General features: G+C 69.4%; 15 protein-coding genes. 10 read left to right on the top strand and 5 right to left on the bottom strand.

Annotation, left to right across the window (positions count from 1 at the left end; translation table 11 throughout):
- The first annotated feature begins 83 nt into the window (after positions 1–83).
- The 5 genes from HX774_RS10915 to HX774_RS10895 all read left to right on the top strand — a co-directional run bounded on the left by HX774_RS10915 (position 84) and on the right by HX774_RS10895 (position 5,641).
- A complete protein-coding gene (locus HX774_RS10915; RefSeq protein ID WP_178826718.1) occupies positions 84–1,715 on the top strand; it encodes an acyl-CoA dehydrogenase family protein in 1,632 nt (543 codons plus the stop codon).
- An 86-nt stretch (positions 1,716–1,801) separates the two neighbouring features.
- The gene (locus HX774_RS10910) at positions 1,802–2,275 is read left to right on the top strand and encodes a response regulator transcription factor (RefSeq protein ID WP_370523479.1); all 474 of its coding nucleotides are present in this window, start codon (positions 1,802–1,804) and stop codon (positions 2,273–2,275) included.
- Positions 2,276–2,382: 107 nt separating this feature from the next.
- The gene (locus HX774_RS10905; protein WP_178826716.1) at positions 2,383–2,859 is read left to right on the top strand and encodes a hypothetical protein; all 477 of its coding nucleotides are present in this window, start codon (positions 2,383–2,385) and stop codon (positions 2,857–2,859) included.
- Positions 2,822–3,130, top strand: coding sequence for a hypothetical protein (locus HX774_RS10900; protein WP_178826714.1), 309 nt, complete (start codon positions 2,822–2,824; stop codon positions 3,128–3,130). Before HX774_RS10905 ends, HX774_RS10900 begins: the two co-directional genes overlap by 38 nt.
- Positions 3,131–3,250: 120 nt before the next feature.
- Entirely contained in the window at positions 3,251–5,641 is a 2,391-nt protein-coding gene (locus HX774_RS10895) for a TonB-dependent receptor (protein ID WP_178826712.1), read from the top strand.
- Positions 5,642–5,797: 156 nt separating this feature from the next.
- On the opposite strand, the gene HX774_RS10890 is transcribed toward HX774_RS10895, so the two are convergent.
- Entirely contained in the window at positions 5,798–6,250 is a 453-nt protein-coding gene (locus tag HX774_RS10890) for a DUF983 domain-containing protein (protein ID WP_178826710.1), read from the bottom strand.
- An 82-nt stretch (positions 6,251–6,332) separates the two neighbouring features.
- On the opposite strand from HX774_RS10890, the gene HX774_RS10885 reads away from it, so the two are divergent.
- Positions 6,333–6,902, top strand: coding sequence for a CinA family protein (locus HX774_RS10885; RefSeq protein ID WP_255500394.1), 570 nt, complete (start codon positions 6,333–6,335; stop codon positions 6,900–6,902).
- A 47-nt stretch (positions 6,903–6,949) separates the two neighbouring features.
- A complete protein-coding gene (locus tag HX774_RS10880) occupies positions 6,950–9,802 on the top strand; it encodes a lipopolysaccharide assembly protein LapB (protein ID WP_178826708.1) in 2,853 nt (950 codons plus the stop codon).
- Positions 9,803–10,075: 273 nt separating this feature from the next.
- On the opposite strand, the gene HX774_RS10875 is transcribed toward HX774_RS10880, so the two are convergent.
- The 3 genes from HX774_RS10875 to HX774_RS10865 all read right to left on the bottom strand — a co-directional run bounded on the left by HX774_RS10875 (position 10,076) and on the right by HX774_RS10865 (position 11,748).
- Positions 10,076–10,354: an HU family DNA-binding protein gene (locus tag HX774_RS10875; protein ID WP_114818640.1), complete on the bottom strand. Its 279-nt coding sequence runs from the start codon at positions 10,352–10,354 to the stop codon at positions 10,076–10,078.
- Between the two features lie 114 nt (positions 10,355–10,468).
- On the bottom strand, positions 10,469–11,278 hold the full coding sequence (fliP, locus tag HX774_RS10870; protein ID WP_178826722.1) for a flagellar type III secretion system pore protein FliP: 810 nt from the start codon (positions 11,276–11,278) through the stop codon (positions 10,469–10,471).
- 182 nt (positions 11,279–11,460) lie between these two features.
- Entirely contained in the window at positions 11,461–11,748 is a 288-nt protein-coding gene (locus tag HX774_RS10865; RefSeq protein ID WP_114818649.1) for a flagellar biosynthetic protein FliO, read from the bottom strand.
- Positions 11,749–11,905: 157 nt separating this feature from the next.
- Here HX774_RS10865 and flgB point away from each other — a divergent pair, with 157 nt between their 5' ends.
- The 3 genes from flgB to fliE are packed head-to-tail and all read left to right on the top strand — an operon-like array spanning position 11,906 to position 13,078.
- The gene (gene flgB, locus HX774_RS10860) at positions 11,906–12,310 is read left to right on the top strand and encodes a flagellar basal body rod protein FlgB (RefSeq protein ID WP_114818648.1); all 405 of its coding nucleotides are present in this window, start codon (positions 11,906–11,908) and stop codon (positions 12,308–12,310) included.
- A 17-nt stretch (positions 12,311–12,327) separates the two neighbouring features.
- Complete coding sequence (flgC, locus tag HX774_RS10855; RefSeq protein ID WP_245945246.1) at positions 12,328–12,753, top strand: flagellar basal body rod protein FlgC; 426 nt, start codon at positions 12,328–12,330, stop codon at positions 12,751–12,753.
- A 13-nt stretch (positions 12,754–12,766) separates the two neighbouring features.
- On the top strand, positions 12,767–13,078 hold the full coding sequence (fliE, locus tag HX774_RS10850; protein ID WP_178826706.1) for a flagellar hook-basal body complex protein FliE: 312 nt from the start codon (positions 12,767–12,769) through the stop codon (positions 13,076–13,078).
- Positions 13,079–13,261: 183 nt separating this feature from the next.
- Here the strand turns inward: fliE and HX774_RS10845 are convergent, their stop codons facing one another.
- Positions 13,262–14,239 (bottom strand): hypothetical protein, encoded by a 978-nt coding sequence (locus HX774_RS10845; RefSeq protein ID WP_178826704.1) that lies wholly within the window; start codon positions 14,237–14,239, stop codon positions 13,262–13,264.
- Positions 14,240–14,261 lie beyond the last annotated feature (22 nt).

The following is a 14,261-nucleotide window of genomic DNA, read 5'->3' as shown; positions in this document are numbered from 1 at the left end:
CTCGAGGGGGAGGGCTTTTGCTGATGAGGCCTTGTCTGACGGACTGTGTTTAGGTGTCGGTTCTCTGAGAACGGAGCCCGCCCATGTCGTCCTTCCGTCCCGTCGCCGATCTGGACACCCACGAAGTGACCAACCAGCCGCCGCCGCTGGAGGACCTCAACCTGTTCACCGGCGACCGGGCCCTGCTGGACGCCGTGCGCCGTACGGGCGGAGCGCAGCATGAGGCCCGGCTGACCGCGCTCGGCGCCCGCTGCGGCTCGGCCGAGGTCATCGACTGGGGCGTGCAGGCCAACCGCGTCCCGCCGGTGCTGGACACCCACGACCGCTATGGCCGCCGCATCGACGAGGTGAGGTTTCACCCGGCCTATCATCAACTGATGTCGCTGGGGCTGGAGGCGGGGCTGGCTTCCGCCGCCTGGGACGGCACGGCGAACGGCCACGTCCTGCACGCCGCCATCCTGTTCCTGACGGGGCAGGCGGACTCGGGGACCAGCTGTCCCATGACCATGACCTACGCCTCGGTTCCCGCGCTTGCGGTCGAGCCGGGCGTCGGCGCGCCGTGGGTCGAGAAGATCAGGGGCGGGCGCTACGACCCCGCCGTCCGTCCGGCCGCCGACAAGGCGGGCGTGACCATCGGCATGGCCATGACCGAGAAGCAGGGCGGGTCCGACGTACGCGCCAACGCCACCCGCGCCGAGCCGACGGGCGAAGACGGCTGGTATCGGCTGACGGGGCACAAGTGGTTCTGTTCGGCGCCCATGTCCGACGCCTTCCTGACCCTGGCCCAGGCGCCGGGCGGCCTGACCTGTTTCCTGCTGCCGCGCTGGCTGCCCGACGGGACGCGCAACGCGGGCTTCCGCGTCATGCGGCTGAAGGACAAGATGGGCGACCGCTCAAACGCCTCGTCCGAGGTCGAGTACCACGGCGCCCTGGCCCAGAGGATCGGCGAGGAGGGGCGCGGCGTCGCCGCCATCATCCGCATGGTGCAGCACACGCGGCTGGACTGCGTGATCGGCTCGGCCCAGCAGATGCGCGGCGCCCTGGCCCAGGCCGTCTGGCACGCCGCCCATCGCACCGCCTTCCAGAAGCGGCTGATCGACCAGCCGATGATGGCCGCCGTCCTGGCCGATCTGGCGCTGGAGAGCGAGGCCGCCACGGCCCTGTCCCTGCGTCTGGCCCAGGCCTTCGATCAGCAGGACGCCCTGGCTCGTCTGGCCACATCCGTCGCCAAATACTGGGTCTGCAAGCGGGCGCCGGGCATGGTCTATGAGGCGATGGAGAGCCTCGGCGGCGCCGGATACGTCGAGACCGGCCCCATGCCGCGCCTGTTCCGCCAGTCGCCGCTGAACGCCATCTGGGAAGGCTCGGGCAACGTCATCGCCCTCGACGTCCTGCGCGCCTTCGGTCGTGAACCCGAGGCGGTCGAGGCCCTGCGCGTCTTCCTTGAGGCCCGGCGCGGCGGGGTCGCGTCCTATGACGCCTGGCTCGACGATCTCGACCTCGCCGGGGCGTCGGAGGCGACTGCACGCTGGACCGTGGAGCGGCTGGCCCTGGCCCTTCAGGCGGCGGTGCTTCTGGAGGCCGAAAGCCCCGTCGCCGAGGCCTTTTGCCGTCTGCGTCTGCAACCGCGCGGGGGCCTTTACGGGGCCGTTCCGGCGGGCGTCGATCTGCGAGGGATTCTCGACCGGGCCATGCCGCCGGCTGGCGAGGGGTGACGCCTAATAACCACGACGTAAATAAAACGCGGAGGCGCGCGTTTCGCGACTGGACGAGCCGCGTCTTCCTTGGCTAACCCTGCCTTGTGACCCGGGTAATCGAGATTCCTAAGCTGACCCCCCGCGAACTGGAGATTGTCCGGCTGGCGGGTCTTCGCCTGGGCGACAAGGAGATCGCGCAACAGCTGAACCTGTCGCCTCGCACGGTTCAGAACCACCTGCACCGCGCCTACGAAAAGCTGGGCGTTTCCGACCGCTTGCAGGCCGCACGACGCCTGAGTGATCTCTACTCAGGGCAAACGCCCCCTCTAGCCGAGCCCGTCGTGGCTGAGCCATCTGCGCCGGTCACTGCGGCGCCTTCGACAGCGCTCGGGGACGGGACGACGCCGCGATCGCTCTATGAACGATATGCCGCGTTGGACGGATGGCGCCGACCCAGGAAGCTGGGGGGCTCCCTGCTGTGGCTGATCCTTGGCTGGTCTCTGATCTGGCTGGTGATCGCTGCGGTCGGCGCCAGCCTCGTCAATCCCGTCCTTGAGATGATCGAAAGCCTGCGGTGAACTTCGAATTCGCGAGGGTGGTCGAGGGTGACAGGTCAATGAGAGGACGCCCGCATCGGGTCGCCGCCCCAGGCGGACGCGCGCAGCGGGCGGGCTGAGGTCGCATCATGCACCCCGTCCAGATCATCCTGATCCTCGCCAACCTGATCGCCTTCGCCCTGCTGCTTTGGCGGGGCGGGACGGTCGAGCGATGGGCCGTTCTGGCCCTGACGGCGGCCCAGGTCCTGTCGGTGCTCTTGGTGCCGTGGGACATCGACGGCTTGCGGATCGGAGTGATGCTGGTGGATGTGGCCCTGTTCGCCGCCCTGTGGGGTCTGGCGGAACATGGCCGTCGCTGGTGGCTGGTCGCCTGCGCCGGATTTCAGCTGATCATCGTGGTCAGCCATCTGGCCCCCTTCTTCGCGCACGAGCGACTGGGGTGGGCGGCCGTCACCTTGCAATGGGTCGCCTGGACCTTCGTCAGCCTGACGGCCTTCGTCGGGGTGTGGGAAGCCGGGGCGGATCGACGCTTCGTCCGGGAGGAAAGCGATGGCGCAAGAATGGACCATGAACACAGCCCGCGCGCTGCTGCATCAGTGGAATAGCCGACGGGTCGAGAAGGCCGTTCAGGCCGGCGGTCTGGCGGTCGATCTCGGCGGCCTGGAGACCTGGCTGCTCGACCAGAAGCCGGGCTCTCTGGCCGAGGCTGAACGCCTGCTGGACCTGATCACCGCCTTTGACACCGGCGACGGGCGCGACCTCGACAGTCTGTGCCGGGTCGGCGGCGCCGTGCGCAATGATCTGAGCAGCCATCGCAGCCGGGTGGACGTCAGTTTCGCCCCCTGCGCCTCCGGGCCGATGGCCGGGCGGGCCTGAGAAGTCATCCTCTGGTGACGCCGACGAAGGCTTTCAACCCTTCGGCCTGACTGCTAGAGCGCGGTTTCTGTCCGCGATCCGGCCATGCGCCGTCGCTCCGCCAAGCGGTTGCCTCCCCCCATGAAGACCCCTTTCCGCGCCGCGCATCTCGCGTCCGTCGCCTTGCCCCTGCTCGTGTTCGCCGCACCCGTATTTGCGGAGGATGCCGCAACCGAAGGCCCGACCCAGGTGTCCGACATCGTGGTGACGGCCCAGCGGCGCGAGGCCGCGCTGGCGGCTACCCCCCTGTCCCTGACCGTCGTCGCCCAGCCCTTGCTCGACGACGTCGGCGTGCGCGACATCAAGGATCTACAGATCCTGACGCCGGGCCTGGTGGTGGCCTCGACCTCGAACCAGACCTTCACCACGGCCCGCATCCGCGGCGTCGGCACGGTGGGCGACAATCCGGGGCTGGAAAGCTCGGTCGGCGTCATGATCGACGGCGTCTATCGCCCCCGGAACGGCGTGGCCCTGGGCGACCTCGGCGAGGTCGAGCGCATCGAGGTGCTGAAGGGGCCGCAGCCCACCCTGTTCGGCAAGAACGCCTCGGCCGGCGTCATCAACGTCGTCACCGCCGCGCCGTCGTTTACGCCGCGCATGGCGGGCGAGGCGACCTTCGGCGACTACGGGACGCAGGGCGGCTCCGTCTCCCTGACCGGCCCCCTCGTGGACGAGGTTCTGGCCGGGCGGCTCTATGTGGCCGCGCGCCGCCGCGACGGCCTCTATGACGTCAGGACGGGGGCCCAAAATACAGAGGGGGGGCCGCGCAGCGAAACCGACGATCAGAACGAGCACTACGACACCCTGCGCGGCCAGCTGCTGTGGCGCGCGACGCCCGACCTGACCGCCCGCCTGACCGCCGACTGGACCGAGCGGGACGAGCGTTGCTGCGTCGGCGTGCAGCTTGTGACCGGCGGAACCGCGCCCTTGCTGGCGACCTTTGCCCCCGACGGCGGGGTGGCGGCCATGCCCAAGCCCTGGGACCGCGTCGCCTGGTCGAACCGCGACACCAACACCCGCATCCGCGACCGGGGCCTGGCCCTGCACCTGAGCGCCGACCTGGGCTGGGCGCAGCTGGAGACGACCACGGCGGTGCGCGACTGGCGCGGCGTCATCAGTCAGGACTGGGACTTCACCTCCGCCGATCTGGCCTATCGTCCCGACGACGGCAGCTGGTCCAACCGCTTCCGCACCCTGACGCAGGAGGTCCGCCTGTCGGGTCAGCGCGGGCGTCTGGACTGGTCAGCGGGGCTGTTCCTGTCGGACGAGAAGCTGACCCGTCGCGACAGCCTCTTTTACGGCGCCGACTACGAAGCCTATGTCAGCCGCCTGCTGTCGCGCTCGACCGCCAATCCGCTGGGCGATCCAGCCCATGTCTCGACCCTGACCGGCCTGGCCGTGGGCCAGAGCTTCGTCGAGGGCGAAGGCCAGAAGGACCGCTATTGGCAGACGACGCAGGGCGCGGCCCTGTTCGGCCAGGTCTCCTACGCCGTCACCGACCGCCTGACCCTGACCGGGGGGCTGCGCCGCACGCATGAGACCAAGGACATGAGCGCGGCCTATGAAAACACCGACGGCGGCCGCGCCTGCGCCGCCGCCTTGGCCAATGGCGTGGTCAACGCCACCCTGTGCCTCCCCTGGTCGAACCCGGCCTTCAACGGCCTGACTTCGTCCGAGACGGTCAAGGACGAGGCCTGGACCGGCCTGGCCCGCGCCGAATATCAGGCGACCGAGGGAACGCGCCTCTATGCCGGCTGGTCGCGCGGTCGCAAGAACGGCGGCTTCAATCTGGACCGGGGCCAGACCAATCTGATCCCCGACGCCTCGCGCGCCTTTGGGGCCGAAACCGCCGACGCCTGGGAAGCCGGGGTCAAGAGCGTGCTGCTGGACCGTCGCCTGCTGGTCGGCGCCGCCGCCTTCCGCCAGACCTATGACGACTTCCAGCTCAACACCTTCCTCGGCACGACCTTCCTGGTGCGCTCGATCCCTCAGGTCCGGGCCAAGGGCGTCGAGGCGGACTTCGTGCTGACGCCCGTCGAGGGCCTGTCCTTGCAGGGCGGCCTGACCTACGCCCAGACCGAATACGGCCACGACCCCATCGCCGGCCTGCCCCTGCTGGCGGGGCGTCGTCTGGCGTTTGCGCCGCTGTGGAGCGGGTCTCTGGCCGGGACCTATGAGCGTCCGGTGGGGGCGGGCCTGACCGGCCGCGTCACGCTGGCGGCCAAGTATTCGTCGGAATACAACACCGGCTCGGACCTCGACCCGGCCAAGAGCCAGCCCGGCTTCTGGCTGGTGGACGGCCGTGTGGCTTTGGCCAAAGACGAGGCCTGGAGCGTCGAGCTGTGGGGCCGCAACCTGTTCGATCAGGACTACCGCCAGGTCGCCTTCGGCGCCCCCTTCCAGTCCGGCACCCTCGGCGCCTTCCTCGGCGCCCCGCGCACGCTGGGCGTGACGCTGCGGGTGGTGCGCTAGGGGAAAGTGTTTTCCTCCCCATTCCATGGGGAGGGGGACCACGCAGTGGTGGAGGGGGCGGCGCAGAGGTCTAGCGTCGAGACGCCCCCTCCGTCACGTCGCCTACGGCTCCGCGCCACCTCCCCATGAAATGGGGAGGAAAGAGAAGGATCGCGACTAGCCCTTCTCGCGCGCCTCGTCCTTGGCGGCGCGTTCGGCCTGGCCGCGCCAGCCATAGCCCTCGCCGTGCTTGCCGACGCTTTCGAACTCGGGCGGGGCGGCCTTGTGGAAGAACTGCTCCGACACCAGCCAGCCCTTGAAGGGCCGCAGCACGCCCAGGCACATCAGCGCCAGGATCGGCAGGGTTACGACGAAATGCACCCAGATCGGCGGGTGGACGTTGAACTCGAAGATCATGAAGCCGATCATGCCGACGATGCCCACCGCCGACATGACGAAGAAGGCCGGGCCGTCCGCCGGGTCGGCGAAGCCGTAGTCCAGACCGCAGTTCGAGCACTCCTTGCGGATGGTCAAATAGCCCTGGAACAGGGGGCCGACGCCGCAGCGCGGGCAGCGGCAGCGGATGCCGGTCTTCAGCGGGCTGATGGGCGGATAGGCGGGGTCTGACACGAAGGAGCACCTGAAAAACGGCGTGACATGACGTCGATACCCTTGCTGTCGCCCTTTCGCGCGCGCGCCGCAAGCAGGTGTTTTGTCCTACCTGCGCGGCGAGGGCTATTGTTCGGAACGCGGCGAGGGGGCGTCCGTTGGTCTGCGGATGACGGAAACCCTCAGCGACAGCCTGCCTTGCGATGTCGAAGTCCTGGTCGAGGGCGTGCTGAAGGCCGCCTGCGATCACAGGGTCGCCCTGGCGACGGCGGAAAGCTGCACGGGCGGTCTGCTGGCCTCGGTGCTGACCGACGTCGAGGGCTGTTCCCATGTCTTCGAGCGCGGCTTCGTCGTCTATACGGATGCGGCCAAATCCGATCTTCTGGGCGTGCCCGCTGATCTGATCGCCACGGAAGGCGCGGTGTCCGAGGCGGTGGCGCGGGCCATGGCCGAGGGGGCGATCACGCGGTCCGAGGCGGGACTGGCCGTGGCGATCACCGGCTTTGCGGGAGCGGCGGGAGCGGGCGAGGAAGAGGGTCGGGTCCACTTCGCCCTGGCCCGTCGCGGGGGCGAAACCGTCCACGTCCTGCGTCGCTTCGGCGACATCGGTCGCGGGCCGTGCCGCCTGGCCTGCCTGCGTCAGGCGCTGACGATGATGGCGGCGGCTCTTTAACCGGCGTTAACCGCGATGAAAGCCCTTTCGCGCGAGGGTGCGCGCGTATGTCCGGGGCCAGCGTCAGCAAGCGCGTTCTGAAATCGACCGTGGCCGCCGCCGCGGCGGGCGTCGTCGTGTTCGCGCCCCTGGCCCCGCACGCCGAGGGCGCCGCCGCCAGCAGCGGCCCGGTCGAGATCCGCGTCGGCGCCAACACCGGCTTCACCAAGATCGAATTCGCCGGGGCCGTGGGCTCGCGGGCGCGGGTGCGCCAGGACGGCCGCGCCGTCATCATCCGCATCGGCACGACCGCCGCCCCGGACGTCAGTCGCCTCAAGGTCGATCCGCCCAAGGGGGTCGAGAAGGTCGAGACCCGTTCGGTGCAGGGCGCGACCGAACTGGTCCTGACCCTGGCCGAGGGGGCGGGGGTCCGGTCCGGCGCCGCCGACGGCGCGGTCTGGCTCAACCTCTATGCCCCCGGCGCCGTGCCGGAGGGCGCCAGGCCCTCGGTCGTACCCGCCGGCGGGGCCGTGCCCGTCGCCGCCGAGGTCAAGGACGCGACGACCCGCCTGACCTTCGCCTGGGCCGCGCCCGTGGGGGCCGCCGTCTTCCGCCGCGGCGACGCGGTCTGGGTGGTGTTCGACGCCGCCGCCCGCATGAACATGCCCGCCGCCGCCAAGGCCGGCGACGCGGCCAAGGCGCGCTGGGCCGCCGGGCCCGACTTCACCGCCATCCGCATTCCGGCCGGCGAGGGCCAGACGGTGTCCGCCCGCGCCGACGGGGCGTCGTGGATCGTCACCCTGGGCGGAACCGCGCCGACCGTCAGCGGCGTGGACATCGGCCGTGACGACAGCGTCCAGACCGCACTGACCGCGCGCATGGCCGGGGCCACCAAGACGGTCTGGCTGACCGATCCCATGGTCGGCGACCGTTTCGCCGCCGTCACCGCCCTGGCGCCCGGCAAGGGCATGGCGCGGGGCCGCCGCACCGTCGATCTGACCCTGCTGCCCACCGCCCACGGCCTGGCGGTCGAGACCCCGACCGATGACCTGACGGTCAAGGCCGAGGGCGACATCGTCACCCTGTCGCGGCCCAAGGGCCTGCGCCTGTCCCCGCCGACCGTGGGGCTGGAAGCCGCCGCGCAGGAGGTCCACGCCCCGCGCGCCGCCGTCCGCCCGGCCCTGATCATCGCCGACTGGGCCGATCTGGGCGGCGACAGCTTCAGCGCGCGCCAACGCATCCTCCAGACCGCCGCCGAGCTGGAAAGCGGTCGCGCCGCCGATGACCCGCGCGCCCCCATCGAGGCCCGCATGGCCTACGCCCGCTTCCTGGTGGGGCAGGGCCTGGGCTATGAGGCCATCGGCGTGCTCAACGCCCTGGTCAAGCAGACCCCGGCCATGCAGGGCGTGGCCGAGGTGCGCGGCCTGCGCGGCGCCGCCCGCGCCGCCATCGGTCGCTACGCCGAGGCCGAGGCCGACTTCTCCGCCGGGGCCCTGGCGGGCGATCCCTCGACCCGCGTCTGGCAGGGCTATATCGCCGCCCAGCGTAGCGACTGGACCACGGCGCGTCAGGCCTTCGCCGCCGGGTCCGGCGTGGTCGACAACTTCACCCCCGAATGGCGCGCCCGCTTCGGCACGGCCCACGCCCTGGCCGCCGTCGAGACCGGTGATCTGGACGCCGCGCGCGAGCTGCTGGCCTATGTCTTCAGCCAGCCGGGCGTCTCGGCGGCGGACCAGCTGACCGCCCGCCTGGTCCAGGCCCGGCTGTTCGAGCTGGAACAGAAACCGGCCCAGGCCCTGGCCCTCTACAAGGCCGTGGCCCGCGCCCCGCTGGACGGGATTTCCACCCCCGCCCGCCTCGGCGTGATCCGTCTGGAGATGGCCAAGGGGACGATGAAGCCCGACGCGGCGGCGGCCCAGCTCGAAGCCCTCAAGTGGCGCTGGCGCGGCGACGGCACCGAACTGGCCGTGATCCGCAGCCTGGGCGAGCTCTATCTGTCGCAAGGCCGCTATCGCGAGGCCCTGACCACGCTGAAGGCGGCGGGCCGCAAGATCGTGGTCCTGCCCGGCGGCGACAAGCTGCAGGCCGATCTGGACAACGCCTTCCGCGCCCTCTTCCTCGACGGCGCCGCCGACGGCTTGCAGCCGGTTCAGGCCCTGGCCCTGTTCTTCGACTTCCGCGAACTGACCCCGGTCGGCGCCGACGGCGACGAGATGGTGCGGCGCCTGGCCCGGCGCCTGATCGACGTGGACCTGCTGGATCAGGCGGCGGAACTGCTGAAATATCAGGCCGACAACCGCCTCGACGGCGTGGCCAAGGCCCAGGTCTCGACCAATCTGGCCATGGTCTATCTGATGAACCGCCAGCCGGAAGAGGCGCTGCAAGCCCTCTGGTCGTCGCGCACCACGCTTCTGCCCACCGCCATGAACATCGAGCGCCGGGCGCTGGAGGCCCGCGCCCTGATGGAGCTGGGCCGTTACGACCATGCGCTCGAGGTCCTGGGCAAGGACGCGTCGCCCGCCGGTCGCGACGTGCGCGCCGAGATCTTCTGGAAGCAGCAGCAATGGGGGGCGGCCGCCGCCCTTTACGAACAGCGTCTGGGCGATCGCTACAAGGACGCGGTCATTCCGCTGACGGCGGACGAGGAGAACCGGCTGATCCGCGCCGGGGTCGGCTATTCGCTGGCGCGCGACGCGGGCGGGCTGAATCGTCTGTCGCGCAACTATGCCGGTTTCGCCGACAAGGCCCGCTCGCCGGGGGCCATCCGCATCGCCCTGGCGGGGCTGGACGGGGCCGACGGCTCGGGCCGCCCTCAGGACTTCGCCGCCCTCAGCGCCGGGGCCGACACCTACGCCGGCTGGATCGCGGCCACCAAGGCGGAGTTCCGTGAAAAGACAGGCGGACAGAAAACGGGCGCCTAATTGAAAAACCCTCTCCCGGCGGGAGAGGGCTTGAGCTTCGGAGAGCCGGAGGCGATCCGCAAAACGAAAGGGTGAGGGGCTAGGGTTTCCGAAAGAAGCACCGAGCGGCGGCTTGCGCCGACATCACCCGGGAACCCTTACCCTTTGGCTGCTACGCGCCGCCCTCCGGGTCGCCTGGACCAATCGCTTCGCTCCTGGAGGCTCAAGCCCTCTCCCACAGGGAGAGGGGCCGATGCCCTTCCCCCGCGAGGAGGAAGGGCAAGCCGGAAAGGCTTAGCCGTTGACGGCGTCCTTCAGGGGCTTGGACACGCGGAAGCGCACAGCCTTCGAAGCAGCGATCTTGATGGTCGCGCCCGTCGCCGGGTTGCGGCCTTCACGCTCGGCGCGCTCGGCGGTGTCGAACACGCCCAGGTTCGAGATGCGGACGTCCGAACCCGAAACCAGGCTCTTGTGGATGTTCTTGACGATCGCGTCGAGGACGCGGGTGGCGTCGGCCTGCGAGACACCAGCGTCTTTGGCGACGGCGGCGATCAGTTCGGCTTGAGTGGTCATGAGGGTTTTCCCAGTGGTGGTCGTCCGATTCCCGGACGAAGACCGGAGGATCAACACGCGTTTGTGTAGTCTTGGCAAGCCCGCATCACGCTCAAAGCCCCTGAGGCCGGGGACTTATCCCCCGCCGACGCCTCTCTGGAAGCTCTCGACCAGGCTCCCGGCGACCAGTCGCCAGCCGTCCACCAGCACGAAGAAGATCAGCTTGAACGGCAGGGAAATGACCACCGGCGGCAGCATCATCATACCCATGGACATCAGCACGCTGGCGACCACCAGATCGATCACAAGGAACGGAACGAAAAGAAGAAATCCGATGGTGAAGGCCTTCTTCAACTCGCTGATCATGAAGGCCGGCGTGACCACCCGCAGGGGCAGTTCCTGAACGTCGGTCGGGGGGGTGATTTTCGACAGTCGGGTGAACAGGGCCAGGTCGCCGCGATCCACTTGGGCCAGCATGAAGGTCTTCACGGGTTCGGACGCCGCATCGAAGGCCTGAGGCAGCTCCATCTGCTGATCCATCAGCGGGCGGATGCCCGAATCATAGGCGTCCTGCCAGGTCGGAGCCATGACGATGGCGCTCAGGAACAGGGCCAGCGACACCAGCACCGCGTTGGGCGGCGACTGCTGCATGCCGAGCGCGGTCCGCAGCAGGGACAGCACCACGATGATCCGCACGAAACTGGTGGTCATGATGACGATGGAGGGCGCCAGCGACAGCACAGTCATCAGCCCGACCAGCTGCACCACCCGCTGGGTCAGGCCCGCGCCGGTCCCTAAGTCGATATTGATGGCCGATCCGCTGGCCGCGGCCTGGGCCGCCTCTTGCGCCAGGGCGCCCAGAGGCCAGACCAGGCAAAGCGCGGTGGTGATTAGCGACAACAGCGCGGCGCGCTTCAACTCGGCGCGGCTGGGCAGGGCGAAGATCGCCTGGCTTTCCTCCCCACGTCGTGGGGAGGGGGACCGCGAAGCGGTGGAGGGGGCGGCGCGACGGCGGCTGTTTGAGCGCGAAGGCGGGCAGGGCGGCGTCGCCCCCTCCGTCACGGACGCTGCGCGCCCGCGCCACCTCCCCATTCGCGATGCGAACAGGGAGGAAAGGCTGAAGCGGCTCATTTCGCGTCTCCCGATTCGATCACAGGGCCGCGCGGCTCGATCAGCTCGCGGCCTTCGCCCAGCAGGATCAGCCGCTCCTCGGCGTCGACCCGCACCAGGACCAGGCGCCTCGCCGGGTCCAGCACCAGGGTCTCGATCACCTGCAACCGCCGGGCGCCGCGCTCGGCCTGGAACTTGGCCAGCACCTGCGGCGCATAGCGGCGCGCGGCCCAGGCGGCCAGGCCGATCAGGCCCAGGGTGATCGCCAGGCCGAACACCGCCCGGAACAGGTCGAGGAAATTCATGCGGTTCGAGGCCCCCAAGGCGCGGGAATGCAGCGCCTAGGAGCGCGCCGCTTCGCCCGCACGTTTCGTCGCTCGTGGTTAACGCCGCGTTTAGGAACACGGAATATTAACCATGCAGGCGGCAAATTCTGCCGATCAACCGTCCGAGGGGACCCGCGTGTCCGTCACCGACATTCCGCTGCTGAACCAGATCAAGGGCCGTCTCGGATGGCTCGATGATCGTCAGCGCGTGATCGCCCAGAACGTGGCCAACTCCGACACCCCCGGCTTCATGGCGCGCGACCTGAAGGCGCCGACCGACTTCGCCGAGGCCATGCGCACCGGCGGCGGTCTGAAGATGGTCGCCACCAACGCCCGCCACATCACCCCGCCGGGGCAGGCCGCGCGCTTCGATTCGCTCAATGCGCCCGACTCCGAGACCACGCTCGACGGCAACTCGGTCGTGGTCGAGGAGCAGATGCTGAAAATGGCCGAGAGCCGCATGGCCTATGACGCCGCCATCGGCTTCTACCAGAAGTCCATGCAGATGATCCGCATGGCCGCCCGCAAGCCCGGCGCCTGAGGCAGGAGACGTAAGCCATGCCTGATCCCGTCAACGTCACGCCGCGCAACAACGCCATGGGCGTCGCCGCCAGCGCCCTGAAGGCGCAGCAGTCGCGGATGCGCGTCATCGCCGAGAACATCGCCAACGCCCAGTCGACGGCCAATGTCGCGGGGGGCGAGCCCTATCGCCGCCAGACGCCGATCTTCCAGGCCCGCAACGTCAACGGCGCCACCGGCGTGGTCCTGGCCGAGGTCCGCCCGGACCAGAGCCCCTTCCGCGTCGAATACGACCCCTCGCACCCGGCGGCGAACGCGGAAGGCTATGTCCAGCGGCCCAACGTCGACACCCTGATCGAGGCCATGGACATGCGCGAGGCGCAGCGCGCCTACGAGGCCAACCTGAACGTCATCGAGACGGCGCGGAACATGGAGTCCCGCACCCTCGACATCATCAAGAAATAAGAGGGCCTAGGTCATGAATCCCATGATGGCGGCCAAGGCCTATGCAGCCGTACAGGGCGGCGCCATGCCGACCGCGACCCCGCCCAGCGCCGCTTCGGCGGCGCAGGGGCCGGGCTTCTCCGAACTGTTGCAAAACGTCATGACCCAGACGACGCAGCAGACCCGTGGCGCCGAAACCCAGATGGCCCAGATGGTTCAGGGCCAGGGCAGCCTGATCGACGTCGTCACCGCCGTCTCGTCCGCCGAGGCCTCGCTGGAAACCGTCATGGCCGTCCGCGATCAGGTCATCTCGGCCTATCAGGAAATCATGCGGATGCCGATCTGACGGCTCCTCTTGCCGTCATCCCGGGGCCGCGTAGCGGAACCCGGGACCCAGGCGGTTGTGCATCTGTGGTTCTCGGCCGTTCTCGCTGAAACGTCTGGGCCCCGGATCGCCCCTGCGGGTCGTCCGGGGTGACAGCGGGAGAGAGGAACCTGCGCGACGCCGCAGCGATTGACCGCCGCCCGCCTAGTCCGCCAGATAGCCCGACGCGTCCACAAAGGCCTGAACCGCCGCCGGGTCGGAATAGTCCAGCTCGATCATGGTCTTGAGCGCCGCCGCCTTGTCCGGGGCGCGGTCATAATAGCCGCGCGTGACGGCGTAGCCGACGTAGTAGCCCAGGTCGCGCACCCCGAAGGCGTTGTCGGTGTTGTTGTAGAGCCAGCCGCTGAAGTCCTCGCCCGCCATGTCACGACGGAAGGCGGCCTTGATGGCGGCATCGTTGGCCGGACCGTAGGCGACATAGGCCAGATCCGGCATTCGCCCCGTCACCTGTTCGGCGACGAAATCGGCCACGCCCTCATAGACGGCCTGGGACAAGAGGCTGCTGCGCTCGCCGATCTGCTGGGTGTGAACCACCTCGTGCACGGCCAGCAGGTCCAGATTGTCGAGAGGCTTGCTGGCGAAATAGGAGCCGAAGAAGCGTTGCAGGCCCGGCGGCATTTCGGAAATGTCGACGCTGGCGTCGCCGGTGGCCATCTCGACGCCCAGCAGAACCTTGTCGCCCTGGGTGGTCCCGGCCGAGCGCAGGGCGCCGACCTCGAAATAGATGCCGGCGGGGCGCAGCTCGGGATAGAGGCTCTTGAACCGCTCCAGATGGCCTTCCAGCCGCGTCAGGGCGCCGGTCGCCAGCGCCGTGCGCGGACGCACGCTGTCCCAGTAGGCCGGATAGGCGCGGATCGCGTTCAGATAGGTGTCCGCCGTATAGCCCTTGGCCTCCATGAAGGCCGCCAGCCCCGGCGTGCCCTGGTCGATATAGAGGCGCTGGAACGCCGCCTTCTGCGCCTCGGGCGTGTCCGCCGCCCGCACGGCGTCATAGGCGGTCCAGAAGCGGGCGACGTCGCCGTCTTCCAGCTGAATCGGCGAGGTCTGCGCCAGGGCGCCGGCGCCCATGAAGCCCAAACCAAGACCCAGTCCCAGACTGATCGCCAAAGCCCACCGACGCATGACGGTTCCCCTCAAAGCCAAG

The sequence above is a fragment of the Brevundimonas sp. P7753 genome (genome assembly GCF_013386595.1).
Classification (GTDB): domain Bacteria; phylum Pseudomonadota; class Alphaproteobacteria; order Caulobacterales; family Caulobacteraceae; genus Brevundimonas; species Brevundimonas bullata.
The sequence above is the reverse complement of the archived record's forward strand: the minus strand, read 5'-3'. Positions and strand labels throughout refer to the sequence as shown.

Excerpts from the sequence above, each read along its gene's own strand:
- HX774_RS10915 (WP_178826718.1), top strand. The coding sequence starts at position 84 with ATGTCGTCCTTCCGTCCCGTCGCCGATCTGGACACCCACGAAGTGACC.
- HX774_RS10905 (WP_178826716.1), top strand. The coding sequence starts at position 2,383 with ATGCACCCCGTCCAGATCATCCTGATCCTCGCCAACCTGATCGCCTTC.
- HX774_RS10900 (WP_178826714.1), top strand. The coding sequence starts at position 2,822 with ATGAACACAGCCCGCGCGCTGCTGCATCAGTGGAATAGCCGACGGGTC.
- HX774_RS10895 (WP_178826712.1), top strand. The coding sequence starts at position 3,251 with ATGAAGACCCCTTTCCGCGCCGCGCATCTCGCGTCCGTCGCCTTGCCC.
- HX774_RS10880 (WP_178826708.1), top strand. The coding sequence starts at position 6,950 with ATGTCCGGGGCCAGCGTCAGCAAGCGCGTTCTGAAATCGACCGTGGCC.
- HX774_RS10875 (WP_114818640.1), bottom strand. The coding sequence starts at position 10,354 with ATGACCACTCAAGCCGAACTGATCGCCGCCGTCGCCAAAGACGCTGGT.
- HX774_RS10865 (WP_114818649.1), bottom strand. The coding sequence starts at position 11,748 with ATGAATTTCCTCGACCTGTTCCGGGCGGTGTTCGGCCTGGCGATCACC.
- flgC (WP_245945246.1), top strand. The coding sequence starts at position 12,328 with ATGCCTGATCCCGTCAACGTCACGCCGCGCAACAACGCCATGGGCGTC.
- fliE (WP_178826706.1), top strand. The coding sequence starts at position 12,767 with ATGAATCCCATGATGGCGGCCAAGGCCTATGCAGCCGTACAGGGCGGC.
- HX774_RS10845 (WP_178826704.1), bottom strand. The coding sequence starts at position 14,239 with ATGCGTCGGTGGGCTTTGGCGATCAGTCTGGGACTGGGTCTTGGTTTG.